Below are 25467 nucleotides of genomic sequence, written 5' to 3' on the forward strand. Positions count from 1 at the left end.
CCCTGCCGCTCTCGACCGCCGCCCCGCTTGCGCCGAGCCTCGGCGCCCTCGATGCATCGACGCCGCAAGCTCCCCTGACCGTCGCGCAGGTGATAACGCTGGCGCTCGCCAACAACCCCGACCTCAAGGCAGCGCGCCTGCAACGCGGCATCGCCGCCGGACAGACGGAGCAGGCCGGGCTGCTTGCCAACCCCTCGCTGAGTGCTGCGTTCCTGCCGTTGCTGTCGGGTGCCGGAACGGTTCCCGCCTGGAACCTCGGCCTCGCGCAGGACATCAAGAGCATCCTGACGTACAAGTCGCGCCAGCGCGCGGCCCGTGCCAGCGAGCGGCAAGTGGACGCCAGCGTCGTCTGGCAGGAATGGCAGGTCGCAGGCCAGGCCCGGCAGATCGCCACCGACCTGATCATCGGCGCCCGCAACCGCCAGAACTATCTCGCGGCCTATCAGCTCCTCGCCGAACGCAGCGCCAAGCTGGACAAGGCCCTCGCCAGCCAGACCGTCACGCTGGTGACCGTCGCTCCCGATCGTGTCGCTCTGCAATCCGCCCGCTCCGCGCTGGACGCGCTCGACCAGCAGCAGTTGAACCTGCGACACCAGCTCAATGCTCTGCTGGGCCTGTCCCCGGAAGTGGTTGTCCCCCTCGCCGCCGAGCCTGATCTGCCGCCGTTCGATCCCGCGCAAGTGCGCGGCGAGATCGCCACCCTGCCCGATCGGCGACCGGACCTGCTGGCCCTGCGCATGGGATATGCAGCATCTGACGAGCAACTGCGTCAGGCGATCCAGTCGCAGTTCCCCGACCTCATCCTCGGCGGCAGCGTCGCCAGCGACAATGCCAAGGTCATCAATGGCGGCCCGAACCTGCAGATCGGCCTGCCGATCTTCGATCAGGGCCAGGCCGCCGTCGCGACTGCCCGCGCGACCCGCGCACAGTTGCATGCCGATTACGATGCCCGCCTCTCCGCGGCCATCGGCACGATCGGTTCGCTGCTGCGCGAGTATGAGCAGTTGTCGGCGCAACTGGAGGTCGCCAGGCGCGACCTGCCGAACGCACGCGCCGCCGCCGCTCGCGCCCAGGCCGCGTTCGGCGCATCAAATCTGGACGAGCGCGGCTATGTCGACCTCGTCCTGAACCGCTTCACCAAGGAACAGGAAATCATGACGCTGGAGCTTGCCCTGCTCGATCGCCAGATCGCGATCCAGACGCTTATTGGCGCCGGGCTGCCGACCGTCGATCTTGAATCGACGACCCCGGTGGACGCCCGATGAAAAGGCTTTTCGCTTTCTCGGCCGTGGCGCTGCTGGCGGGCTGCGGCTCGAATGCACCGACCCCGACCCCGTCGCCCACCGTGCTCGTCACCACGATCCCGGCCAGGCAGGGTTCCCTGCCGGCAACGGTCGTGGCCTACGGATCGGTCGGCCCGGCCCTCAACGGCACCATGACGTTCAGCGAGGCCCAGCCCGGCCAAGTGACCGCACTGGCCGTCGCGCCGGGCATGGCAGTGCATGCGGGCCAGACGCTTGCGACGTTCGTCACCGCGCCCGCATCGCGCAGCGGCTACCTGCAGGCCGTGACCGCCCTTGCCGCGGCACGCAAGCAGGAGGCCAGCACCGCGCAGCTCCTGTCCCAGCAGCTCGCCACGCGTGACCAGCTGACCCAGGCCACCAAGGCCGTCACCGATGCGCAGACCGCGCTCGCCGCCTTGCAGGCGGACGGCGCCGGCCGAGCCAGCCACACCATCGTCGCCCCGTTCGACGGGGTCGTCACGACCGTCGCCGTCGCGCAAGGGGACCGCACGCAGGCCGGAGCCCCGATCCTCACCGTCGCCAAGGCAGGCGGGATCGTCGTAACCGTAGGCGTCGATCCGGCGGCGCGGGCCGGGATCGCCGTCGGCCAGTCCGCCAGCCTCAAGCGCCTTTCCGGCGGCGGCGAACTGCACGGCAAGGTGATCCGCGTGGACAGCGCACTGAACGCGACCAGCCGCCTCATCGACGTCGATCTCAGCTTCCCCGCCGGTACGCTGCTGCCGGGCGAATCGATGCAGGTCGCGATCGAGACGGGCGCAGTCCAGGGCTGGGTCGTGCCGCACAAGGCGGTCGTCACCGCCGGAGGTCCATCCCGCGTGTTCCAGGTCATCGGCGGCAAGGCCCGGTCGGTGCCCGTTCGGGTCCTGCTCTCGTCCGACAAGGGCGATGTGGTCCAGGGCAAGCTCGACGCCGGCCGCCCGCTGATCGTCGATGGCGCCTATCAGGTCGATGACGGCGGAGCCGTACGCCGGAGCAACCGATGATCGAGAAATTACTGGGCTCGCAATCGCGGGCCATTGTCCTGGTCGCGCTGGCAATGGCGCTCGCCGGGATCGTCGCCGCCCTCGCGCTGCCGATCGGGCTGTTCCCGCAAGTCTCTTTCCCTCGCGTCGTCGTGGATCTCGATTCCGGCAGCCGCCCTGCCGACCAGACCGCGCTGACCGTCACGCGCCCGGTGGAAGAGGCGATCCGCGCCATTCCCGGCGTGCAGAACGTGCGTTCGGAAACGAGCCGGGGCTCCGCGCAGATCTCGGTCGATTTCGGCTGGGGCCGCGACATGATCGCCAGCACCCTGCTGGTCGATACCGCCGTTGGCCGGGTCGTGCCGACGCTGCCTGCGGGCACGCAGTACGACGTGCGCCGCATGGATCCCACGGTCTTCCCGATCATCTCCTACGCGCTGGTTTCCGACAAGGTCGACCCGGTCACCCTTCAGGATTTCGCCAGGTACCAGATCACGCCGCTGCTCTCGTCGATCAGCGGCCTGGCGCGCATCGGCGTGCAGGGCGGTGACACGGCGGAAGTGCAGGTCCTCGCCGACCCGCACCGCCTGGCCGATTACAACCTGTCGATGACCGACCTCTCCACCGCCATCAAAAGCGGCAACGTCCTGAGCGCGGTGGGCCAGGTGCAGGATCGCGGCCGCCTCTCGCTGGTGATCGCCGACCGCAGCGTCAGCAGCGCCGCCCAGATCGGCGACATCGTGGTCAAGGCCACGCCCACCGGCGTGGTGCGCGTGCGTGACGTCGCGACCGTGCAGAACGGCGCACTTCCGGTCTGGCAGCGCATCGTCGAAGACGGCAAACCGGCCGTCCTCTTCAACATCTACGAACAGCCTGACGGCAACGCGGTCAAGATCGCGCAGGAAGTCGAGCAGAAGCTGAACGGCCTCAAGCTGCCGCCGGGCGTCAAGCTGGTGAACTGGTACGACCAGAGCCAGCTGGTCACGCAGTCCGTCTCCAGCGTGCGCGACGCTGTGCTGATCGGCCTCGTCCTCGCGGGTCTCGTCCTCTTGTGGTTCCTGCGCAGCTGGCGGGTGACGCTGGTGGCGGTGATCGTGGTGCCGGCAACGCTGGCCATCACCGTGCTGGTGCTGAGCATGCTGGGGATGAGCTTCAACATCATGACCCTTGGCGGCATCGCAGCGGCGGTCGGCCTGCTGATCGACGACGTCATCGTCATGGTCGAGCATATCGCCCGCCGCGCAGGGGCAAAGGACGCCGACGGCAAGCTCGCCGGAGACGCCGCCGTCATGCCCGCCGCGCGCGAGTTCATGACCCCGCTGACCGGGTCGAGCATGGCGACGCTGATCGTCTTCCTGCCTCTCTCGTTCCTGACCGGCGTGACCGGCGCGTTCTCCAAGGCGCTGTCGGTGACGATGGCGGCGGCGCTGGCGATCTCCTGGGCGATGACCGCATTCGTCGTGCCCATCCTCGCCCGCCGACTGGTGGACTTCAACAAGTGGCATGACCCCGGCGCGGCCGGAGAGGGCCGTCTCGCGCACGTCCACGACGGCGCGCTCGACCGCCTGTCCGCGCGGCCCTGGCTGCTCGCGGTGATCGCGGTGCCGCTGCTCGTCATCGGCTACGTCGGATATTCCAATGTGCCCACCGGCTTCATGCCGAAGGTAGACGAGGGCGGCTTCGTCATGGACTACCGGACTCCGGCGGGCACCTCGCTGGACGAAACCGGCAGGCAGGTTGGCCAGATCGACGCGATGCTGCGCGCCAATCCCGAAGTCGCGACGTTCTCCCGCCGCCTCGGCACCGGCCTTGGCGGAGACCTTGGCCAAAGCTACCACGGCGACTACTTCGTACGCCTGAAACCGGACCACAGCCGCCCCACCGAGGAAATCGCCGCCGCCGTAGCCGACGAGATCGCCGTCAAGGTGCCCGGCGTGCAGGTCGAGGTCGCGCAGCTGATCGAGGACCTTATCGGCGATCTCACCGCCGTGCCGCAGCCGATCGAGGTCAAGCTCTACGCCTCGGACCCGTCGATCCTCGAAGGGGAAGCGCAGAAGGTCGCCGCGACGATCAGCAAGATCTCCGGCGTCGTCGAGGTCAACGACGGTGTCCAGCTGGCAGGCGATGCGCTCAACGTCCATGTCGATCCGGTTCGCGCCGGGATGGAAGGGGTCGTCCCCGCCGATGTCGAGAGCCAGCTGTCCACCGCGCTGACCGGCGCCGTCGCGACGACGCTGGCCCAGCCCAACAAGGCCGTCGACGTCCGCGTGCGCCTGCCCGACGCCATGACCATGAGCGAAGCGGGTCTTGCCCAGCTGCCGATCCGGGCCACCGATGGCCACGTCTTCCCGCTGTCACGCGTGGCGACGATCGAGCCGGTCACCGGGCAGCCGCAGATCGGGCGCGAGAACCTGGAGCCGATGATCGCCGTCACCGGCCGTATCCAGGGGCGCGGGATCGGCGCGGCAGTCGCCGACGTCACCACCGCCCTCGACAAGCCCGGCGCCCTGAGCCCCGGCGTGCGCTACGAGCTGGGCGGCCTTTACCAGCAGCAGCAGATCGCGTTCTCCGGCCTCATCAAGGTGTTCGCCGCCGCGCTGATCGCCGAACTGGTGTTGCTGCTGGTACTGTACCGCCGCTTCTGGCTGCCGGTCATCATCATCGGCTGTTCGCTGCTCTCGACGACCTCGGTGTTCACGGCGCTGTGGCTGGCGGGCGTCGATCTCAACATCACCGCGCTGATGGGGATGACGATGATCATCGGCATCGGCACCGAGATGGCGATCTTCTACGTCTCGGAGTTCGAGGAACTGGCCCACACCATGCCGCCGGAGCAGGCCACGCGCGAGGCAAGCCGCAACCGCCTGCGGCCGATCACGATGACGACGCTCGCGGCGATCCTGACGCTGCTGCCGCTCGCCTTCGCGATCGGACAGGGATCGGGCATCCAGCAACCGCTGGCCATCGCGATCATCGCCGGTCTGCTGCTGCAGTATCCACTGGTCCTGCTGGCGATGCCGGTGCTGGTGCGGCTGACCCTGCCGAAGACCGCATGACCGTTACCCCAGGCGCGACCAGATGGCCCTTCCGGTCCGTTCGAACCGCGCCTGGGAGTACTCGTCCAGCATCTGCGCCCGGGCCTGCCGCCCCAGCGCCGCCAGGGTATCGGGAGCGGACAGGGCGTCGCGCAGCGCCGTGGCGAGCGAAACCGGGTCGTCGGGCTCGGCGAGCCAGCCGTTGACCTGCGGCCGGACCGAGAAGGCCAGTTCGCCCACGCGCGATGCGATGACCGGAAGGCCAGCAGTCAACGCCTCGTGGGCGGCAATGCAGAAGCCCTCCCGCCGCGAAGGCTGGAGGTAGAGGTGCAGGGTTTCAAGGAAGGCCCGAGGTTCGGTGGCGTAACCGGTGAGGCGCAGCCCTTCGATACCGGCTTCGGCAGCCAGTGCCGCCAGTCGCGGGCCTTGCGCACCGCCGCCCGCAATGGCGATCTCGAAGGGAACCGGGGAACGGAACCCCTGCTCTCGCAATCGGACCAGCGCCGCGATCAGCACGTCGTAGCCCTTGGCCGGGTGAAGCCTGCCGAGACTGCCGAGACGCAGGACTTCCCCAGGGTGCCAGGTGCGCGCCTGCGGCATCGCGGGATCGGCGGCATAGATCGGCCATGTCGCCAACCGGTCCGCAGGGACACCGAGGCGCCGGGCGGTGAGTTCCTCGACCACACGCGAATCCGCCACCCACATTGCCGCGCGGGCTTGAAGCAGGCGCAGGAGACGCTCGTTCCAGGGCTTGAGGAAGGCGTTATGCTGCCATGCGATCACGGGAATTCCCAAATGCGGCCCCAGTACCAGCCCGAGGATCGTCGCGCGGCTGAGCGAGGTCCACAGATGGGTCGCCTCCCACCCGCGCAGTTCGCGGGTCAGCCATCGGGCGGCGGCGAGATGGTCGGTCTCTCCGCCTTCGCGCACCCCGACATCGAGGCCCGCCGCCTCCATGGCAGGCAGAGCCCTGCCGTCTCGGCGGGTCAGGGCAAGGACGCGGACTTGTGCACCGGCACCGCGCAGCACCGCAAGGATGGCAGGCACCGGAAGCGCCGCGCCGCCACCCTCCAGCGAGTTGATGACATAGGCGATCCGGGGACCCGTCATCACCGGCCGCTGGTGCGCCACACGAGGACCGCGAGCAATCCGTTGGCCACGACCGCCTGCGCCACCGCCTGAATGCCCGCCCCCATCAACCCGAACGTCGTCAGCAGCCAGGGCAGAAGCGGCAGGAAGGCGAAGCTCGACAGCAGGTTGGCCCACATCGACCGGGCCGGGTGGCCAAGCGCCGTGAGTGCCGAGGTGCAAGGCGGCCCTATGAGCGCAACAGCACGCGCGGCGACCAGCGCGATCATCACGCCCGACGCGGCTCCGAAGGCCGGACCCGCCATCAGCCGAATGATCTGGGTCGGGAATATCCCGACGATCAGCACGACGGGAACCGCCGCCAGCACCGCAATGCCGACGACCTTGAGAAGCGTCTGGCGCAGCGCCCTGCCCCCGTATCCACCCGCAACGATGTGAGCCAGTTCGGCGTAGGAAGCATTGCCGAGGATCTGCGCGGGCTGCGCAAGGATGACGGTAGCGCGCTGCGCGACCGCGAAGAGGCCCGCCATGGCCGGTCCCATCACCCATCCGATGACCAGCGGCGCGACGCGGCCGGTCAGGTCTCCGAGGGTCACGTCCGCATTGCTCGCCAGCATGAAGCGCCAGATGCCGGTGTTGTCGTCGGTCACCCGGCCGGGTTCGGGACGCACTATCGCATTGCCCAGGCGCTTCGCCGCCATCCACAGGCCGAAGCCCCACATCGCGGCGAATTCCGCCAGCGCCGCGAGCAGCCATGCGAAGAGGAACGATTTCACGCCCCATCCGCACGCGATCACCACCAATGTCCCGATCAGCCTTACCGTAGGCTGCACGAGATTGTGCAGGCCCAGCAGATCGAAGCGCCCGCACAGTTGCAGGTAGCCTGAAGGCGTCGAGCGCACCGATCCCAGCACGGCGAAGGCGTAGTACGGCGCAAAGGCCATCGCCTTCGGAGACCAGCCGAGATGGGGACCGACGAACGGCACCAGCGCCATCGCCGAGATCACTGCGAGGGCGCCCCCGGCCAGTTCGACCTTGGCGCCGAAGCGCAGCAATCGCGAAAGGCGGTGGGCTTGCCCGTCGCGGTCGGCCTCGGCGCCATAGCGCACGATCGCCTGCCACGAGGGGAATTCGATCACCCCGCATACAGTGGTCACATAGGCATGGACAAGGACCAGCACGCCGTAGTCCTTCGGCCCCAGGTAACGCGTCGCCAGCAGCAGATAGCCCAGGCTCATCACGCCTGCGCCCGCCTTGCCGCCCAGCACCAGGCCGAGGCTCGCAAAGATGCGGCGGACCCGGCCCGCCGGTCGATCGGTCACCATTCGCCCATCAGGATTTTCGGCGCGACGTGCTGTTGCCCATTCATCGTGCGCTTCTAGCGGCTTGCTATCCGACATTGCCAGTCTTTGTACTCACGCCGGAACGAGCTTGAGATGGCGGTTATCCCGGCGGCGCCGTTCCGCGAAAGCCGCTACGGCATTCGCGGCACGAATGGAAGACGGGGTGTCCTGAAGATCGAAGCTCTGCGCGAACAGGTCCTGCTGCACGGTACGGTAACGGGTCGCGTGAAGCTCTTCGGCCCGCTCCAGCGCCTGTGGCAATGCTTCGGGCCGGGTGATGACCTCCCCGGCCGTCCAGTGCCGGAAGTTGGGGTCGCCATGCCACTCGTGGCCATGGGTGTTCAGGAAGATGCAGGGCCGCGGCCGCAGCAGGAATTCGTAGACCTGGCTGCTCGCGTCGCCGAGATAGACGTCGGCCGAGAGAGTGTAGCTCATGTCGGTCGATGCCCGGCTGCCGAGATCGACCTTGATGTTGTCGCCGCGCAGGAAACGGGGCGGTATCTCTCCCGCCCGATCGACCGTCAGCCTGTCGATCGTCACCACGTATTGCCGCTGGAACAGCATCACGTGCGGGGCGAACAGCAATCCTTGGTCGGCGCGTCCCAGGAACTGCTCGAAGACGCCGTGGCCGTGGCGATACCATGAAGACAGGTGCGGCGACGGGTGGGGGTTGTAGAGCACGACCTGCTCCACGGTGGGAAGAAAGCTGACCTGCCGGGTTTCGCGGACCAGATCGAACTTGGGGTAGCCGACGATGGTGATCGCCTCGGGGGCCATCCCGGCTTCCTGAACAAGCCGGTCGCGGATTTTGGGGCCTGAGCACAGCACATGGTCGAAGCAGGCGCTGGCCTTGTTGAAACCGATGGCCCTGTCGCCGGCGCCGTGCCGGGTGTGAACGATGCCGAGGTTGGTGAGACCGTATCGCTTCTTGAGGATCAGCGAGGTCTTCTCCGCCACCACCAGTACGTCAAGACCACGGAAAAATGCCAGATTGTCCCGATAGATCAGCAGCTTTCCGGCTGGCACCACTTTGCCGAGCAGTGCATCCACCCGCCGCGACAGCGGGGACGGTTCGAGTTCAACATGTTCGATGGTCGAGCCGATATGTGCGCCGCCGATGCGCCGCACCTCGGCCGCCAGCGCCGCGTTCGTCGTGGCGACCACGATCTTCCCGCCGAAGCCGATCTCGACGAGGGCCATTGCGATCGGAAGACTATGGGCGACCTGGTGTATCTGGTCGTGATTGAACAGGAATCCGATGCGCATAGTCGCTTGACTCCGCGACCTGCGAAGACCCGCACCCCATCCGTCACAATTTTTTCGAGGTCAGGCGGCCCTGACGCTGCGGCGCAGTTCCCCGTAAGCGGCGAAAAGCCCCTCGAAATGCTGAAGGTTGCTGACGACCTTGCGTTGGCCTTGCGGGATTTGCGGGCTCTCGCAGAATTTCACGATCGCATTCGCCAGCGAGAAACGGTTGCCGGCCTTGAAGGTCAGCCCGCCGCCGTTCAGCGCATGATCGGCAGCGCCGCCCGCATCGGGTACGATCACGGTTGTTCCGCTGGCCCGTGCTTCGGCGCCGACCATGCAGAAGGTCTCGGCCTCGCAGCCGTGGACGACAGCATCGGCGCTCGCCAGGATTGCGGCGAAGGCAAAGCGATCGCGCTCGGGCTCGAACAGGCGGACGTGCGGATTGCCGGCGATAGCGCTGCGGATCGCACGCTTCTCGCGGCCTTCGCCGAACAGGACCAGGCCCACCGGCACTTGCGCACTCGCCGCGACGACCGCATCCACCACCATCGGCCAGCGCTTTTCCGGCGCCAGCCTGCCCGCCGCCACCAGCAGTCGGGCATTCGGATCAAGGCCGCACAAGGCCAGAAGCCGTGCCCGCAACTCCGGATCACGTCGCTCGGGCGTGAAAACGCCGGTTTCGACGCCGAGCGGATGAACGCGCACGCCGGACACCCCGCCATCGCGAAGCCTGCCTGCGAGGTCGTGGTTGGCGCAGACGGTCATGTCGAACGCCAGGCCGAGTTCGCGCAGGTGATCCCAATAGCGCTCGAACCCGCGATCGATACGGGAGCGCGCGAGGAACGGCTCGAACCAGCGATAGGCGTAGGCGGACAGCGGATCGGCGTGCATCACCAGGCTGCGGCGCGCGTTGCCCTGCCAGCGGGCCACCATGGCCGGACTGCGCCAGGGCGACGAGACCTCCACCACATCGGGTTTCTGCGCATCCAGTGCGGCATGCAGCGCGGCCTCGTCGGCGAAGTAGCCGTACTTGCGGTCCAGCGGGAAGCGCGGGGACGGCAACGTGACGATCGATGCGCCGGGGCCGCGCTCGACGATCGCATGTTCCTCGCCCGGGACGATGACGACGATCTCGTGGCCGAGTTGCGGCCCGATCCGCAGCTTCTGCTCGATATAGGTACGCACCCCGCCGCCCTGGGGGCTGTAGAAGGCGCAGACATCGACGATTTTCAAGGCTCAGCCCTTTCGCTTGAGCGGCGCGACGCCCAGGCCGCTGCGATAGTTCATCAGGATGGACAGCAGTGTCGGCCCGGCGCCGGTTGTCACCGCAACCCTGGCCGCCTTCGGCTTGCTCCAGCCCAGCTTCGGGTTTCCGGAGAAGCCGATGCCGTCGACGGTCCATCCGAACTTGCGATTGCCATCCCTGTCATGCAGCAGCGAGACCGCATATGCGCCCGGTCCCGGAACACGGATGCACAAGCGGACACTTCCTGTCTGCGGAACCGGCACCTCGACCCGTCGGAAAACCTTTCCGGCGTTGAGCAGGACGTTATCGTCCGCCAGGAAGTCTTCGTCGTTGGCGGGATAGACTTCCAGCTTCAGGGAGCCCTGCCGGTCCTTCAGTCCCTCGACATCGACAAGCAGCGACGGCCCCTGCTCATCCCGGCGGCATTGCCCTTCCTTCTTTCCCAGGTCAGGCGAAGAGGGGAGCGCCGCCGCGCCGAGCAGCAGGGCAGTCACAAACAGCGACGTGGCGCGGATCACCATGCGTCGACGGCTCGGCGCAGCAGGTCGGACATCACCAGGCCGAGCCCCAGGACAAGGTGCACCAGCAGGATCGCCGAAGCCATCATCGTCATGAGCGCGGCGATGTCGGTCTCGTGACCAAGCGTGAAGACGGCGATGCCCGCGAAGACCACGTCCTTGTTCGGGATGAACGGCAGGCGCGAGATCAGCAGGCGCATCGTCGCCAGCAGCAGCCACCACATCGCCGGAACCGAGGGGAGTACCATGTGCCACAGCACCGCCGAGAGGATCGTCGTAAGGACTATGCGCCCCAGATGCATGAAGGTGATGTACCAGAGCGCGTCCCGGTCCAGCGAGAATATCCGGCGCCGGAACGCCATCGCCAGGATCGACGTCGCCAGCACCACCGAAAGCGACAGCATGACCGCCCGGTTCTCGAACCCGATCGTGGACGAGCCCAGGAAGGGCCACAGCACCACCAGCAGGACGAGCGTGACGCCGTTGCCCGTCATCGCGGACAGGATCGACACGTCCTTGATCGCTCCGAAGGGCGCTGCGGTCATGGCGGCACGCTGGCGCGCCCAGGTGTAGAAATAGGCTTCGCCCAAGTAGCCGAGCAGGAGTTCGTTGCACACCAGCTTGCGCAGCAGCGCCGCGAAACCTTCCACGGGGAGCTGCCACAAGCGGCGATAGATGAACCACTCGCTGCCGGGACCGGCGAGATAGCTGAGCGCGAAGACGATCCAGAAGCCCGGATCGCGAGGGACCATGGACAGGATCCGCACCGTGTCCATGCCGCGCAGCTCGAGGACCACCCCAAGCGCGATCAGGATCGAGAACAGGACCGGCAACAGCGCAGTCCGGCGCTTCCACGATAGCGTATCCTGCGCGCGAAGCATCACGTTCGGTCGTTCCGCCATTGAAAGAGAAGGGGGCTGAAGCACAAGGAATTCCTTGAGAGTGAACGGGATATTCAGGGGAAGTTCGCGATTATCGCAGCGTTGGCGAGGCCATCAGGACCTGCATATGTCTGGCCGAAGCAATGGCCCGCCGCATGGTCGTCACGTAGGCTCCGGCAGCGATCTCGACAGTAAAGCGGTGCGAATACTCGCGCTGCATCGGGCCGGGCCGCGGAAGCTCGTCCGCATGCGCAATTTCCCGCGCCATCGCGTCGATGTCCCCGACCGGCACCAGCGTGGCGCGCACCCCTCGTCCAGCCAGTTCCTTCATGCTGGAGGAACAGTCGGTGGCGACGATCTGAAGCCCGGCGGCGATCGCTTCCAGGACGACGGCCGGAACGCCCTCGTAGTTCGAGGAAAGCAGAAGGCAGTCGGCGTCCCGCAGATAAGGGTCGGGATCGATCACATGGCCGCGAAAGCGCACCTTCTCCTCGATCGCCAGACCACGCACGAGCGCTTCGAGTTGCGCCCGTTCCGGCCCGTCGCCCACGATCGTGAGTTCGTCGCCCGGCCTGAAGCCGGCTGCGAAGGCCCGCAGCATGACTTCGAGGTTCTTCTGGGGCACGAGACGCGAAAGCGCCAGGAAGCGATAGCGATGGCGGCTCCTCTGAATGCGGGGGATCGTCAAAAGACGGTCATAGCGCGCCTCGGTGAGCGCCGGATCGTGGATGGTCGTGACACGATGTGCCCCCACTGACATGGATTGGACGATCTCGCCGTGCATGGGTTCGGCCAGCGCCACGAACCGGTCCAGAGTCATCCCCTGCACCCGCAACCACAACTGGTAGACGCGCCGCCGGAAGATCGACTTGTCGCGCCGCACGAGGTCGTTGCTCACCTTGCTCACGATGGGCGGGCAGCGCTCGCCCAGCAGAAGGCGGGCGGCGACGCAGACGATCGCGTATGTGTTGCCGGGGCAGAAGATCACGTCCACCCGCTCGCGGGAAAGATGCAGGAAGAAGCACCAGATCATCCAGAGCGTCTCGAACCGCGCGGTCGGCACGCGGCTCGAGACGATCCGGTAGTCGAGGTGCGCGCTGACGCGCCCCCGATCCGAGCCTTCGTCCCGTCCCAGGACGATGGACACCTGGTGGCCGGTCTGCTGCCAGCGTTCAGCCAGATTGAGAGCCACACGCTCGACCCCACCGGGTTCGAAGCTGTGGATGGGTATTGCGATCCGCAAGGGCTCCGTCATGCCCATGGGACTCCGCGCCCCGACAGGACCCGCACTCCCCGGTGCGGGGATATGCAAATTATTTCAGAAGGTCGGCGTAGCGGCCCGGGACATGGCGGCGGGAGAAAGCCCGCAAGGTGGCATCGACGCTGGCGACGATCGAGGCCTTGGTCACGTCCCCGGGGTGGACCGCCAGCCGCAAGGTCCGCAGCGGCTGCAGCGCCGGCCGCGCCAACGCCGCGAAGGCCAGCGAGGACGCCGTGCGCATCGTGCTGCGCGATGCCCAGGTGACTACCGGTCCGCGCGCCAGCGGCTTGTCCTCTTGCCCCGGTCGCCACACGCGCATGTGGTCCTCGGCCAGAGCAAAGCCGCATTCACCCAGCGCCTGCATCGCGCCCGGACCGTAGAGCCAGGCGGGCGCGATGAAACCGGCGGCCGGTTTGCCGATGATGTCCTCGACCAGCGCCTTGCCGTCGCGCATGCGCTGCAGGGCCTCGGCATGGGAAAGGCCCAGGAACTCCCCCTCGCCCGCCGTCATGTGCCGCGCCTTCAGGCTGGCCGCGCCCTTGTGCTCGGCGGTATCGCGGTGGAACCAGCCATGCACGAACATCTCCACCCCGCTGTCCGCCCAGGCACGCAGCCGGGCCTGGAACCCGCGCGCCTCGGCAAGCGGAGCACGGCCCCAGTGATCGGGCACCACCAGCATGGCATAACGCGCCGGGCCGAGCCGCGCCTCGATCAGGTCGGCAAGCCGGTCCACCTGGCTTTCGAAGCAGGGCGCGACGTCGTGGATCGAGGCCAGCAGGCGCTTCTCAGAAACTTGCATCGAAACCTATCCTGATCGAGCGCGGACGCATCGGCGTCTGCTGCAGTCCGTCCGCGACGGAGAAGGGATTGCCGAAGGCGAATGTATTCGCACGGGTATTGAGTAGGTTGTCGAGGTCCAGCGCCAAGCCCCATTTGCCGAAGCCCAGTCGCGCGCCCGTCGATACGTCGTAGTAGCGCCCCTGCCCCAGCGCGAAAGGCGCCCGGATCGCGAGCTTGGAATGACCGACATAACGTACCGCTGCGTCGAGCGTGATCCGCGCCCATGACAATTCCCGATCGTACTTGGCCGCCACGCGCCAGCCTTCGTCGGCGATGTTGGGCAAGTCACGATCGGTGGCGTCGGCAAAGGCGGCCGCCGGTTTGGACAAGTCGCTGGAATTGAGGAAGCCCGCGGCTTCGAACGACAGATGGTCCTGAGCGCGCCATGCCAGCGAAAACGCCACGTTCTTCACACGGCCGGAACCGATGTTGGCGATATAGGGTAGCCCGTCCAGGCCCACGAGATCGGCCTGCACGTCCCGCCACTGCGCCAGCGAGACCGCGAGGCTTCCCGAGAGGCGGGCATCCTTCTCCATCCCGAAACGAACGCCCGCCTCGACGGTGCGGATACGGTCGGCCCCGAAACGCTCGGCGCTCTGCGAGTTGGAGGAACCCGTCACTTGCAGCCCGCCGGGACGATAGCCCTGCTGGAAACGGCCATAGGCGAGCAGTCCGGGCCGCGCCGTCCACGAAATCGCGGCAGAGGGAAGGAACCGCTTCTGGGTGCGTACCGGCTCGAAGTCCTCGGACGCCATCTGCCCGATGAACTGGCTCGTCTGCCGCACGTAGCTCAGCCGTCCGCCTGCGGTCAGCACGAGCGTTTTCGTGATCGGCACCCCGACTTCCCCGAACCCGGCCAGGTCGAGCGTCGTGTTCGACAGGCTGGTGAGCAGGTCCGGCGAGCCGGGCGTGCCCATGCTGCGCACGACCCGGTCGTCGTTGTGCACGACGCCGAACCCGGCCAGCCAGGTCCCCGATCCGCCCCAACTGCCGGACAATCGCGTCTCGTGGGACAGGAGGTGCACCGTGATCTCCTCGGTGAACTCGGTCGGCGATGCGGCTCCGCCAGGCGTCGCGTCGAACGTGGAATCGATCGTGTGATCGGCGTAGCCGGTGGAGGACACCAACTGCACCGCGCCCCAGTCCCGCCGCACCGTGAGGTCGGCGAGTCGATAGTCGTTGTCGAACGGTTGCGCGATCGCGGACCGGCGGGTCAGGTCCGGCTCGCCCCGCAAGGTGTATTGCCCGTCGCGAGAGGCGATGTCCTGGCTGAGGACCGACAGGTCGACGGTCCACGCCATGTCCGGCTGCCAGCGCAAACCGGCGCGGAAGCCCGTGGTCTTGTTGCGGTTGATGTCGCGCAAGCCCCGCTCGACATCGTCGATATAGCCGCCGTCAACGGTTTCGTAGGCAACTGCGCGCAGCGCCAGCTTGCCCCGCGCGAGCACGAGATTGCCGGTCACCGCCCCGTCGCCGCCCGGCGCACCGTCCTGCGTCAGGCGAACGCCTGCGGACACGTCGAAGGTATCGGATTGCAGGTCGGGCGCGTTGGGCACCAGCCGGATGATGCCGCCCAGCGTCCCCGCACCGTAGAGCGTGCCTTGCGGCCCTTCGAGCACTTCGACACGGGCGATGTCGTAAAGCGCCAGATCGGGATCGGGCGCACTGTAGATCAGACGCGTTTCGCCCAGGTACTGGCTGATCGTCGCCTGGCTGGAACCGTTGAAGCTGCTGTCGGCGATCCCGCGAATGAACACCTTGTTGCGGCCCGGCCCCAGGTTCGTCGAGGACAATTGTGGCAGCTTGCCGAGAATGAACCCGGTGCCCTTGCCACCGGCGCGCGCAAGCTCGGTCCGCTCGGGCGCGACGACCGAGATACTGGCAGGGTAGTCGAGCAGCCCAAGGCGCTGCTTGGTCGCGGTGACGACGATGTCGGGGCCGGAACCCTCCGCAGGCGGGGATGGGCGCGGGGGGCGGGGATTGCTTTTGCGCGGGGCCGGGGCCTGCCGCACCAGCTTCACGGTCCGGGCATCGACGAAGACGAAACCGTAGCCACTGCCCGCAAGCAGCACGGCCAGCGCCTGCTCCGTGTCATAGCGCCCCCTGATCCCGCGCGTACGCAGGGTATCGAGGCGGCTGTCCCCGATCGCGATCGAGATACCCGCCTGCTCCGACAGCACGATCAGTGCGTCCGACAGCCGCCCGGCCGGAACCGAGAACTGCTGCGCGGGCCGCGCCTGAGCCGATACGGGAAGCGCCAGAGCAACCGCCGTTGCCAGGCTTGCGCGCGCCCATCTCCTACCGCGTAATCGACCAACCATCGGCAGTTGCCGTCACCTTCAAACCAAGCAGAGTGCCGACGCGCTTTTGGAGGGAGACGTCATCGCCATCAAGCTGAATGACGCCGGAAAAACGACGATGCGAGATATCCGAACCCAGTTCGACGGCAATGCCCCGCGCGCGGGTGATATCCGCCGCGACCTCAACCATCGGTGCATCGTGATAGACCAGCCGTCCGCGTGTCCAGCCGCCGATCTCCGCCGCCGGCTTCGAACCTTCGACGATGCTGCCGCTCCCCGCATCGAGCGTATCCCCGGCATTCAGGCGCAGGCGAGTCATGCCGTCCTCGAAGCGCACCGCGCCTTCGGCCACTTCGACCCGCAGCACGTCCTTGCCACTGCGCACGTTGAATACGGTGCCCACATCGACGATGCGCTGGTCACCGACCGACAGCGTGAAGGGCCGCGCGGCGTCATGACTAACCGTGAACTGCGCCTCACCGCCCTTGAGCGTGGCGACCCGGGGATCGGACTTGTCCAGCACGATCTCCGTCCCGCCGTTAAGGACGATACGCGTGCCGTCAGACAGCGCGAAAGTCCGGGTCTCTCCAGGTGCGGTACGCACCGAATAATCGCTCGACAGAAGGCCGGAACCGGCCCAGGTGCCCAGCGCTGCGAAAGCGACGGAAGCGGCCATTGCCGGCCACATCCAGCGGCGTGCGGGGCGCAGCTGCGCCATCTCCGGGAACGGATCGACCTCGACTTCAGCGGGCGCTTCGCGGGCGATCTCCACCGCCGGCTCCAGCGCCAGGTCGGCGTCGCAGACGGCTTCGTAGATGTCGTTGTGGCGCGGATCGGCTTCGAGCCAGTCGGCGAAACCGCCCCAGTCCGCGTCCGAACCATCGCTCAGGCGCAAGTGCCAGGCGATCGCTGCATCGCGCATGGTCTGTTCAGCGAGCGGCTGCATCGGTGCCTCCTGCAGTGTCGAGGGCTGTCCCGCCTGAACCGGTCGGCGGCATCGCCTCCGGGTTCAGACGATTGCGGATTTCCAGTACGGCGCCATAGGCGCGCTGGAGATGTTTTTCGACCGCGCTCAGGCTGATGCCGAGATCGCGCGCGATCTCCTTCTGCGACACGCCTTCGATGCGGTATTGCCGGAAGACGTAGGCCGTGCGTTCCGGCAGCTTTGCCAGCCGCGCTTCCACGCGAGCCAGATGATCGCGGGCGAGCAGCGTCGTCTCCTGGTCTGGAGCGAGATCCGCCATCTCGATATCCGTCGCAGCCAGGCCGGACGGCGCGCCGAGCCAGTCCGCATCGCGAGCCTGCTGCCGCGCTTCGGTACGGCGGCGGGTATGCGCCATGTTGTTGAGCATCTGGTAGAGATAGGCCCGCGGCGAGCGTACCGGTCCGGTCACACTCGTCTCCACCCGGAGAAACAGGTCCTGCAACAGGTCATCGACGTCCGTCTCGCTGACACGGCGCGCCAGCAGGAACCGGCGCAGTTCGGGCCGCAGCGTCAGGCACAACTGGCGCAGGCCGGCATCGACCGGAACTTCGTGGCCATCGGATGTCATTGCCCGTCCAGCCTTGGCAAATGCAGTCTCCCCTCCAGGGCGGAGCAGACCCTTACGCGAACGAGCCGCCGGTGTCATCATCGCGCCCATTCAGAACATCGACGTCAGGGTAAGCCCGACGTCGCTCGCATGGCGCATTCCCGTTCCGGCGCCGACCGCGCGGCGCCCCTCGCGAGCCTCCAGCATCAGCCAGGTGCGCGCGTCGTCACCCCCGTCGCTCAGGTTCATCCGCAAGGCGGCGCGCACACCGCGTGCCGCCGCCGGTTCACCGTTGCCCATCCGTATCACATCGAGGTCCATCTGCCGGCCACCCCAGCCGCCCTGCCGGAACCATCCGGTCGAGACCGACCACTGGCCGCGATGATCCCAGGTCACCTGCGCCGATGCGTAGCCCGCCGTCGATTTCGCGGGAAGCACCGCGGGAGACATGCTGCGACGCCCCGCCTTGCCGATATCGGCGCGTAGTCCGACGGTGTCCCCGTCGCCCACGGCGTGCCATGCGCGCAGCCCTGCCTGATGATCGCTGAAATGATCGCCCGACGCGCAGCAGTCCACGTCGCCATCGCGTGAGGATCGCAGGGACAGGTAGTCGAAGCTCCAGCCCGCATCTCCGCCATCGACCGCCAGACTGACGGCCTTCCCGCGATCCACGACGCCGCGATCGTGCCCGCTCCAGCGCACTTGTTCAGGCAGGAGCGAGACCGCGCGGGCACCGTGCATCTTTGCAGAGCGTGCCTCCGCACCGGCCGGCGCAGCCGCCGCCGCCGCCAGCACGCAAAATAGACTCAAGGTTCCGGTTCCGCGCATCCGCGCCGCTTCCCTTCCGTTGCTGTCCGACAAACCCGGGACAATGCTGGGACTCCGTCGCCTGCAGGGAACCGCACATCGAATTTCGAAGGTGCGGGTCACGCCGGACCGCGGGGTCTACTGCGTGAACCTGTGGGAGTATCTCGCGTGAAGCGCCTGCGCATGTTGACCGTCGCCACCCTGGCGGGAATCCTCGCCCTGAACTTGTCCCTGCCTTCCCCCGCCGCCGTCTCGCCCGAGCCGGTGCACGCCCGTCCGCATGTGGCGGGCGAGCTTTCGGTCATGACCTACAACGTCAAGGGCTTGCCCTTCCCCGCCGCCTACGGCCGCGCCGGCAAGCTGACCGAGATCGGGCAGCGCCTGGGCTACTTGCGCCGCGCCGGGGTGCAGCCGCATGTCGTCCTGCTTCAGGAGGCCTTCATACCGGAAGCCAAGGCCATCGCGCAGGCCGCCGGATACGCTCATGTCGCGCTGGGGCCGCAAATCTCCGACGTGCGGAGTGCGCCCACAGATCTTGCCGCGGGCGCGTCCTGGATCAAGGGGGAAAGCCTCGGTAAATGGGTCGATAGCGGCCTCGTGATCCTGTCCGACTATCCCATAGTCCGCACGCGCAAGATGGCGTTCCCGGCCGACATGTGCGCCGGCTTCGACTGCCTGGCCGCCAAGGGTGTGCTGCTAGCGTGGATAAAGGTGCCGGGACACGATGGCCCCGTCGCCATCGCCGACACCCATCTCAACTCACGCAAGGCTTCCGGCGTCGACGTGAACCGGGCCAATACCGCCTATGCGTTGCAAGTCGCCGCCGCACGCAACTTCATTCGCGCCAATGTGCAGGCCGATACGGACATCATCTTCGGCGGGGATTTCAATCTCGGCCACGACCCCAACCGCGTCGCGGCCGAGGAGGCCGAAGGCGGCATCGTGCCCGGGGCGCGGGAGGCAACGTCTCTGGCGAATTCGATCGACACGACGGGGATGGCCGCGCGCGACCGCACCGCGATCCTCTCACGCGCCAAGGACAAGCAGTATTTCCGCGCCGGCACAGACGAGGGACTGGCCTTGCGCGACCTGGAAGTGCCCTTCGGCATCGGCAACGGCGGGACCGAATTGTCGGACCATCTGGGTTTTGTCGCCAGCTACGCGGTTCGCTGAACCGCCGCGACAGCGCAAAAAGAATGGGGCGAACTTGCGTTCGCCCCAAGGTTGGTGGCGCGTCGGCAGCGCAAATGTTGGGGCTAGTGCGCTGCAGCTGCGTCAGGATCCTTCGGACGAGTCCGGCGGCAGGTAGATGTCAGGCTTCTTCGCAGGCTTGGGCGCAACGACCTGCGGTGTCACCACGTCGAGCTTTTCCATCTGCGCCCGCGCGACCTTGGCCGTCAGCGGCAGCCACTTGCCGTCGGCCTGGACGATCTCCTGACCCTCCCGGCTCAGGACAAAGCGCAGGAATTCCTTGAGCCGGGGCTCCATCGGCTGGCCTGCAAGCTGGTCCGCATAGGCATAGACGCCGAGACCCAGTGGATAGCTGCCCTGCTGCACGGTATCGAGGCTGGGCTTGACGAACGCCTTGCCCTTTGCGTCCGAGATCGGCACCACGCGCGTCCCCGCCGCCGCGAAGGTCGAGGGCGCGAAGGTGATCGCGCAAGGGTCCTCGGCGACGATCTTCGCGCGGTCCGCGCTCGGCACGGTCCGGCTCTTGTCCGCGTTCAGCGCGAGCGGAACTTCCCGCGCGGTGTCGTTCCAGATATTGCCGCCCGCCAGCACCTTGCGCTCGAACACCGACATCAGGTGATACTTGAGCGGCGGGATGACCACGTTGATCGGCTTGTTGGCGCAGTAGCCCGTGACCCCGGCCTGCGCCCAGGTCCGGATGTTCTGGTCCGCACCGCGCCCGGCCTGACGGCGCCAGGTCGTACCGGCCCAGCCGCCGCGACGCGGTCCTCCGAAGATGCCGTCGAGCTGCTTCACGCTGAGGCCCTTGATCGGGTTCTTTGCGTTCACCAGGATCGCGAACGCGGGGCTCCAGCCCGAAACATCGGCCGACCCGGTCGCGATCTGTATCTCGCGCGGGGAGCGTTCGTGCTTCATCTGGAAGTTGTAGTATTCGCCCGCGAAGTAGGTCGTCCACTTGCGGCCCATCGAGACATCGACCTGCCCCGAATTGAGATCGCCGTCCTTGAATTCGAACTTGACGCCCGGGTGCAGCTTTTCGAAGGCAGCGACCAATGCCGGGCCGACCTTGCTGGCCATCATCTGCCCACTCGCGGGCATGCGGATCACGCCTGATACCTGCGCGCCCGGCTTGTAAGCGGGCAGGCCCGAAAGGTCGAACCGCTTCGTGTAGTACGCCTGCGTAGCCGAAACCTTGCCGGTTTCGTCGGGGCTTTCGCCTTCCCACTTCTTGGGCGCGATCATGTCGGTCTGCAGCCCGAGTTCGCGCTCATCGACCTGCGGGCCGATGGCATCGAGCCTGGCGATCATCTCGCGCGCGTGCGAGGCCGGGACGGTGAACCACTTGCCATCGCGCTGGATCGCATCCTGCCCTTCCCGGCTGAGCATGAAGGTAAGGAATTCCTTCACCAGCGGATTGAGCGGTTTGCCCGGCGCAAGGCGCGCCTGCGCCCACTGCTCGATGAACAGCGGATAGCTGCGGTCGCGCAGCGACTGCTCGGTGATGGCCACGAACGGCCCCGCCTTGGTGGCCGCAAGCGGCAGCGCCCTCACGCCGGGAATCGACGAGCCCATGTCGCTGAACACGATGCCGTACTTGTCGGCAGCCATGTCCTTCACCATTTCGACCGACGAGGTGTACCGGGTATAGTCCGGGTTCATCTCGTGCGAATACTCCATGGTATTCTCGTTCCAGATGTCGCCGCCCTGGAACACCTTGCGCTCGAAGCCGAGCTGGATGTTGTACTTGAGCGGGCGGCCGTAGATGTGGATGGGCTTGTCCGCCCATTCCCCGGTCAGGCCCAGTTGGCCCCAGGTCCGCAGGTTCTTGTCCGCTCCCCGCGCCGAGCCCGGATCCCAGGTCGTGCCCTTCCAGCCGCCGGTCCGCGCGCCCGCGAAGATGCCGTCGAGCTGGTCGACCGACATGTGCGCGATCGGGTTGTCCTTGTGCACGAAGATGACGAAACCGGGGCTCCAGCCCGGAACGTTGTATGATCCCGTCGCCCAGTCCACCTCGAAGATGCGCTGCTTGGTCGAGCGCTCGTATTCCGACACTTCGCGCAGGCGGTCGGCGATGCGCGGGCCGGTCTGGATGTCGACCTTGCCAGACGCGATCGTGCCTTGCTGGACGATCTCGACCTTCACGCCCGGCTGGAACTTCTGGAACGCCGCGACCCACTGATCCTTGATCAGCCCGTCGTGCAGGTAAAGCCCGGAAATGCGGATCGTACCGGAAAGCTGCTGCTTGGGCGCATAGGCCGGATAATCGTCCATCGGCGCCAGTTGGGTATAGAATCGCTTCTTGGCGCGCGCGTCGGTCCGCGCGTTGTGCTCGCCGCGAATGACGAGGTTTTCGAGCATCCCGTCGCCCAGCCGGTCGATGATCTGCTGGTAGCTCTCGCCGGTCGCGCGCTTGTCGTCCTGTGCGTGCGACGGCGCCGGCGGCGCGGTGTCCTGAGCCTGCGCCGCTGCGAGCCCGCAGAGCATGACGGCCCCGATCGCGTAGCGCGAACTTGCGGCCAGCGCGCGGCTGGTCGAGCGATGTACAGCAGCAGTTCTTCCAGACCTGGAAGTCATGTCTCTCTCCCGATTATTGCCCCTGACGACGCATCGCGCCGTCTGTCAATGGACCCCGTTCTGCCGGACGAAGCTGTCAACGAGCCGTCATTGCGGCGCAGCATCGCGGAATTTCTTCACAAGCGAAATTTGCCGCCGCTCAGGTCTTGAACTGAGCATGCAAACAGCCCCATGCTGCGCAGCAATTGCGTAAGGGAGAGAACGATTGCGCATTCTTCTGGTTGAGGACGACGAGGATGTTGGCGACGCCATCGCAAGGCGGCTGCGCGGCGACGGCCACGCTCTCGACTGGCTCAAGGACGGCGAGGAAGCCGACGACGTGCTGAAATACCAGCCGTTCGACCTCGTCATCCTCGATATCGGACTTCCCGGGATGGACGGCTTTTCCGTCCTGCAGGGCCTGCGCAGCCGGGGAGACCGGTGCCCGGTCCTGATGCTGACGGCGCGATCGGATATCGAGGATCGTGTCACCGGGCTCGATGTCGGCGCCGACGATTACATGTCCAAGCCGTTCGATTTCCGGGAACTGGATGCGCGGTGCCGTGTGCTGCTGCGCCGCACCCAGTCCGTCACCACCAGCACCACGACATTGGGCAAGCTGGTGTTTGACCGCAGCGCCAAGCGCGCGCTGCTCGACGATATCCAGGTCCACCTGCCCAACCGCGAGTACCGGCTGCTCGAAATCCTGATGGGCAACATCGGCAAGGTGCTGACCAAGGAGCAGATCGGCGCGCAACTGTTCGACTTCGACGACGACGCCGGGGCAAATGCCATCGAACTCTACATCGGCCGCCTGCGCCGCAAGCTGGGGGAGGCGCTGACGATCAGGACGGTGCGCGGCATGGGCTATGTGGCCGAGCCCAATGACGCGAACGCCTAGGACGTTCTCGCTCCGCCTGCGCCTTGCGGCGGGCATGGCGGCGCTTTTCCTGGTCGGCATGCTGGGGCTCTACGCTGCCGCGTTCGCGTTCGGACGCACCGCTGCGGACAGATTGTACGACCGGCTGCTGGCCAGCGCGGGACGCTCCATCGCGGAAACGCTCGTCGTGACCAACGCCGGCTTCGACGTCGACATACCGTATTCGGCATTCGAAACGCTCGGCGCGGCCCCGGAGGATCGCGTGTTCTACCGTGTCTTCGACGACGCCGGGCACACCGTCACCGGCTATGGCGATCTCCCGCTGTCCCCGGTCGCCCCGCGCGCCAGCGCCTATCGCCCCGATGCGACGTTCTTCACTGCGGACTATCGCGGCGAGCCAGTCCGTTTCGTCACCGTCGGGCGCAAGCTGGCAAGCGTGGACGCGCCCTCGAACCTGCGTCCGGTCTGGGTCGAGGTGGGCCAGACCCGGCGCGCCCATAGCGCGCTGGTCCATGAACTCGTGCTCCGGTCGCTTTTCCCGATCGCCTTCATGACGATCGTGGGCCTGCTGATCATGTGGTTCGGGGTAGGCCATGCCCTGCGCCCGCTCACACGGATCGGCGACGAACTGTCCACCCGCGCGCCGACCGACCTGCATCCGATCAGCGCCCCGGTCCCTTCCGAAGTGGTGCCCCTAGTCTCCGCGATCGACGGCTTCATGGAGCGCCTGCGGCTCAACATCCACACCTTGCGCAGTTTCGTCGGCGAGGCCGCGCATCAGTTGCGCACGCCGCTCGCCGCGATCCGGGCGCAGGCGCAGGTCGCGGACCGGGCGGATGCGAAAGATCTCGGCCGCAGCCTCGACGCGGTCGAGCGCAATGCAGCGAAGCTGACCCGGCTCGTGAACCAGATGCTCAGCGACGCGACGATGAGCCATCGCTCGGACACGCTGGCTTCCGAGCGGTTCGACGTGATCGACGTGGTGCGCGAAACCGTCCATGAAATGACCGCCTTTCGCCAGGACGGCACGTGCGACCTGACGATTGCGATCGACGAAGCCCCGGCGCAGGGCGATCCGCTCATGCTTGCAGAAGCGCTGCGCAACGTCGTCGACAATGCCTGGGTCCATGGAGGAGGTGAAGCCGAACTCGGCCTTCGCCTGGAGGGCGAGACTTACCTAATCGACGTCGCGGACCGGGGCCGGGGCATCTCGGACCCTATGAAGGAGGCAAGTTTCGAGCGCTTCGTCCAGGGCGCGCAGCCCCGTGGCGGTGCCGGTCTGGGCCTCGCCATCGCCCGCCGCGCGGTGAACAGCCATGGAGGGACGATCGCACTGCTCGACCGGCCAGGCGGAGGTCTCATCGTGCGCATCGGCATTCCGGCATTGGTGCAAGAGGCATGAGCAGGCGACCGGTCATCATTGCCGTCGTCGTGCTGGCGGTCGCGGCGGCGCTTGCCGCCACCATCTTCCCGGTTTCGCACGGCGGCAGGGCTCCGCGCTCGAAGGTGATCGTGCTGGGCACCAGCGGGGAGAGCCTTCTCGCTCCGGCCATCCGGGCATTTCACCAGAAAAATCCTTCGACGACCATCGAGTATCACGAGATGGACGGCCTCTCCATCTACCGCAAGGTCGCCGATGATCTGGCGAAAAGGCGCAGCGGGGCGGATTTCACGCTCAGCACTTCGATGGATCTGCAGGTCAAGCTCGTCAACGATGGTGCATCCAGTCCTCATGTCTCGCAGAATGCCGCCGCGCTCCCGCCTTGGGCACGCTGGCGCAACGAGGCTTTTGGCGTCACTTTCGAGCCCATCGTCATGGTGTTCAACACGAACGTCATGCATGGTCGCACCATCCCGCGCTCACGTTCCGAACTGCTGGAGGCGATCGCAGCCGACCCCGCTTTCTGGCGCGGCAGGATCGGCACTTTCGACCCTCGCCGCAGCGGCACCGGCTACCTGATGCTGTCGCAGGATTATCGCCAGTCCGGCGACGCGAGTGCCCTGTTCCGTGCCTTCGGTGAAAGCGGGGTCTTCCTCGACGAAGACAGTTCCGCCATCTTCCGCAGGCTGGACCGGGGCGAGCTGGCGATGTCCTACAACAGCCTGAGCAGCTACGCGCGGCGGCGGCAGGCTGCTGGGGCGCCGCTCGAGATCGTGTTCCCGCACGAATTCACCCTCGCCATCCTGCGCACCGCCGTCATCCCGCGCAACGCGGCAAACCCGCAGGGCGCGCATGCCTTCCTGGAATTCCTGCTCTCGCCGGAAGGCCAGCGCGCGCTCTCGCGCAATACAGGGTTCTACGGCATCCGCGAGGATGCGGTCACCGGCGGCATCGGCATCACCGAATCGGGCATCGTCCGTCCGGTGCCGCTTGGGCCGGGCTTGCTGGTCTACCTCGATCAACACAAACGACGGCGCCTGCTGGAAAACTGGGACAGCCTGATGGAACGGCAGTCCCCCTGAAGAAAGCCCGCGTC

General features: G+C 66.9%; 20 protein-coding genes. 7 read left to right on the forward strand and 13 right to left on the reverse strand.

Features of this window, described 5'->3' with window-relative positions; genetic code table 11:
- Positions 1-2: 2 nt before the first annotated feature.
- Genes ACYPYD_RS10575 through ACYPYD_RS10585 form a run of 3 tightly spaced genes read left to right on the forward strand, consistent with a single transcriptional unit; the run spans position 3 to position 5322 of the window.
- Positions 3-1265 (forward strand): TolC family protein, encoded by a 1263-nt coding sequence (locus tag ACYPYD_RS10575; RefSeq protein ID WP_459663062.1) that lies wholly within the window; start codon positions 3-5, stop codon positions 1263-1265.
- The gene (locus tag ACYPYD_RS10580; RefSeq protein ID WP_459663064.1) at positions 1262-2287 is read left to right on the forward strand and encodes an efflux RND transporter periplasmic adaptor subunit; all 1026 of its coding nucleotides are present in this window, start codon (positions 1262-1264) and stop codon (positions 2285-2287) included. The genes ACYPYD_RS10575 and ACYPYD_RS10580 overlap by 4 nt, the downstream gene beginning before the upstream one ends.
- Positions 2284-5322, forward strand: a complete 3039-nt coding sequence (locus tag ACYPYD_RS10585; protein WP_459663065.1) for an efflux RND transporter permease subunit — start codon at positions 2284-2286, stop codon at positions 5320-5322. Before ACYPYD_RS10580 ends, ACYPYD_RS10585 begins: the two co-directional genes overlap by 4 nt.
- A gap of 3 nt (positions 5323-5325) precedes the next feature.
- Here ACYPYD_RS10585 and ACYPYD_RS10590 read toward each other — a convergent pair whose 3' ends face one another.
- The 12 genes from ACYPYD_RS10590 to ACYPYD_RS10645 all read right to left on the reverse strand — a co-directional run bounded on the left by ACYPYD_RS10590 (position 5326) and on the right by ACYPYD_RS10645 (position 18387).
- Positions 5326-6411: a glycosyltransferase gene (locus tag ACYPYD_RS10590; protein ID WP_459663141.1), complete on the reverse strand. Its 1086-nt coding sequence runs from the start codon at positions 6409-6411 to the stop codon at positions 5326-5328.
- The gene (locus tag ACYPYD_RS10595; protein WP_459663066.1) at positions 6411-7715 is read right to left on the reverse strand and encodes a lipopolysaccharide biosynthesis protein; all 1305 of its coding nucleotides are present in this window, start codon (positions 7713-7715) and stop codon (positions 6411-6413) included. Before ACYPYD_RS10595 ends, ACYPYD_RS10590 begins: the two co-directional genes overlap by 1 nt.
- A 90-nt stretch (positions 7716-7805) precedes the next feature.
- Positions 7806-8999 (reverse strand): hypothetical protein, encoded by a 1194-nt coding sequence (locus tag ACYPYD_RS10600; protein ID WP_459663068.1) that lies wholly within the window; start codon positions 8997-8999, stop codon positions 7806-7808.
- A gap of 60 nt (positions 9000-9059) precedes the next feature.
- On the reverse strand, positions 9060-10214 hold the full coding sequence (locus ACYPYD_RS10605; RefSeq protein WP_008828756.1) for a glycosyltransferase: 1155 nt from the start codon (positions 10212-10214) through the stop codon (positions 9060-9062).
- Positions 10215-10217: 3 nt separating this feature from the next.
- Positions 10218-10748, reverse strand: coding sequence for a DUF2141 domain-containing protein (locus ACYPYD_RS10610; RefSeq protein ID WP_051587062.1), 531 nt, complete (start codon positions 10746-10748; stop codon positions 10218-10220).
- Complete coding sequence (locus ACYPYD_RS10615) at positions 10742-11626, reverse strand: hypothetical protein (RefSeq protein WP_008828754.1); 885 nt, start codon at positions 11624-11626, stop codon at positions 10742-10744. The genes ACYPYD_RS10610 and ACYPYD_RS10615 overlap by 7 nt, the downstream gene beginning before the upstream one ends.
- A 91-nt stretch (positions 11627-11717) precedes the next feature.
- Positions 11718-12881, reverse strand: coding sequence for a glycosyltransferase (locus ACYPYD_RS10620; protein ID WP_459663070.1), 1164 nt, complete (start codon positions 12879-12881; stop codon positions 11718-11720).
- Positions 12882-12939: 58 nt separating this feature from the next.
- On the reverse strand, positions 12940-13686 hold the full coding sequence (locus ACYPYD_RS10625) for a DUF2334 domain-containing protein (protein ID WP_459663071.1): 747 nt from the start codon (positions 13684-13686) through the stop codon (positions 12940-12942).
- Positions 13673-16048, reverse strand: a complete 2376-nt coding sequence (locus ACYPYD_RS10630; protein ID WP_459663073.1) for a TonB-dependent receptor — start codon at positions 16046-16048, stop codon at positions 13673-13675. The genes ACYPYD_RS10625 and ACYPYD_RS10630 overlap by 14 nt, the downstream gene beginning before the upstream one ends.
- Positions 16026-16973, reverse strand: a complete 948-nt coding sequence (locus tag ACYPYD_RS10635; protein WP_036528375.1) for a FecR family protein — start codon at positions 16971-16973, stop codon at positions 16026-16028. Before ACYPYD_RS10635 ends, ACYPYD_RS10630 begins: the two co-directional genes overlap by 23 nt.
- Entirely contained in the window at positions 16957-17580 is a 624-nt protein-coding gene (locus tag ACYPYD_RS10640) for an RNA polymerase sigma factor (protein WP_008828749.1), read from the reverse strand. Before ACYPYD_RS10640 ends, ACYPYD_RS10635 begins: the two co-directional genes overlap by 17 nt.
- Before the next feature lie 90 nt (positions 17581-17670).
- Positions 17671-18387 carry a hypothetical protein gene (locus ACYPYD_RS10645; protein ID WP_459663074.1) on the reverse strand — a complete coding sequence of 239 codons (717 nt, stop codon included), beginning with the start codon at positions 18385-18387 and terminating at the stop codon, positions 17671-17673.
- Between the two features lie 147 nt (positions 18388-18534).
- On the opposite strand from ACYPYD_RS10645, the gene ACYPYD_RS10650 reads away from it, so the two are divergent.
- A complete protein-coding gene (locus ACYPYD_RS10650; protein WP_036528381.1) occupies positions 18535-19539 on the forward strand; it encodes an endonuclease/exonuclease/phosphatase family protein in 1005 nt (334 codons plus the stop codon).
- Between the two features lie 102 nt (positions 19540-19641).
- On the opposite strand, the gene ACYPYD_RS10655 is transcribed toward ACYPYD_RS10650, so the two are convergent.
- Positions 19642-22131: a PstS family phosphate ABC transporter substrate-binding protein gene (locus tag ACYPYD_RS10655; protein WP_231958336.1), complete on the reverse strand. Its 2490-nt coding sequence runs from the start codon at positions 22129-22131 to the stop codon at positions 19642-19644.
- A gap of 205 nt (positions 22132-22336) precedes the next feature.
- On the opposite strand from ACYPYD_RS10655, the gene ACYPYD_RS10660 reads away from it, so the two are divergent.
- From ACYPYD_RS10660 to ACYPYD_RS10670, 3 genes are read left to right on the forward strand one after another with little or no spacing between them, the layout of a single operon-like run.
- Positions 22337-23011 carry a response regulator transcription factor gene (locus ACYPYD_RS10660; protein WP_008828745.1) on the forward strand — a complete coding sequence of 225 codons (675 nt, stop codon included), beginning with the start codon at positions 22337-22339 and terminating at the stop codon, positions 23009-23011.
- Positions 23012-23045: 34 nt separating this feature from the next.
- Positions 23046-24392, forward strand: a complete 1347-nt coding sequence (locus tag ACYPYD_RS10665; RefSeq protein WP_051587063.1) for a sensor histidine kinase — start codon at positions 23046-23048, stop codon at positions 24390-24392.
- Positions 24389-25453, forward strand: a complete 1065-nt coding sequence (locus tag ACYPYD_RS10670) for an ABC transporter substrate-binding protein (protein WP_036528386.1) — start codon at positions 24389-24391, stop codon at positions 25451-25453. The genes ACYPYD_RS10665 and ACYPYD_RS10670 overlap by 4 nt, the downstream gene beginning before the upstream one ends.
- The last annotated feature ends 14 nt before the right edge of the window (positions 25454-25467 follow it).

The sequence above is a fragment of the Novosphingobium sp. 11B genome (assembly GCF_054589055.1).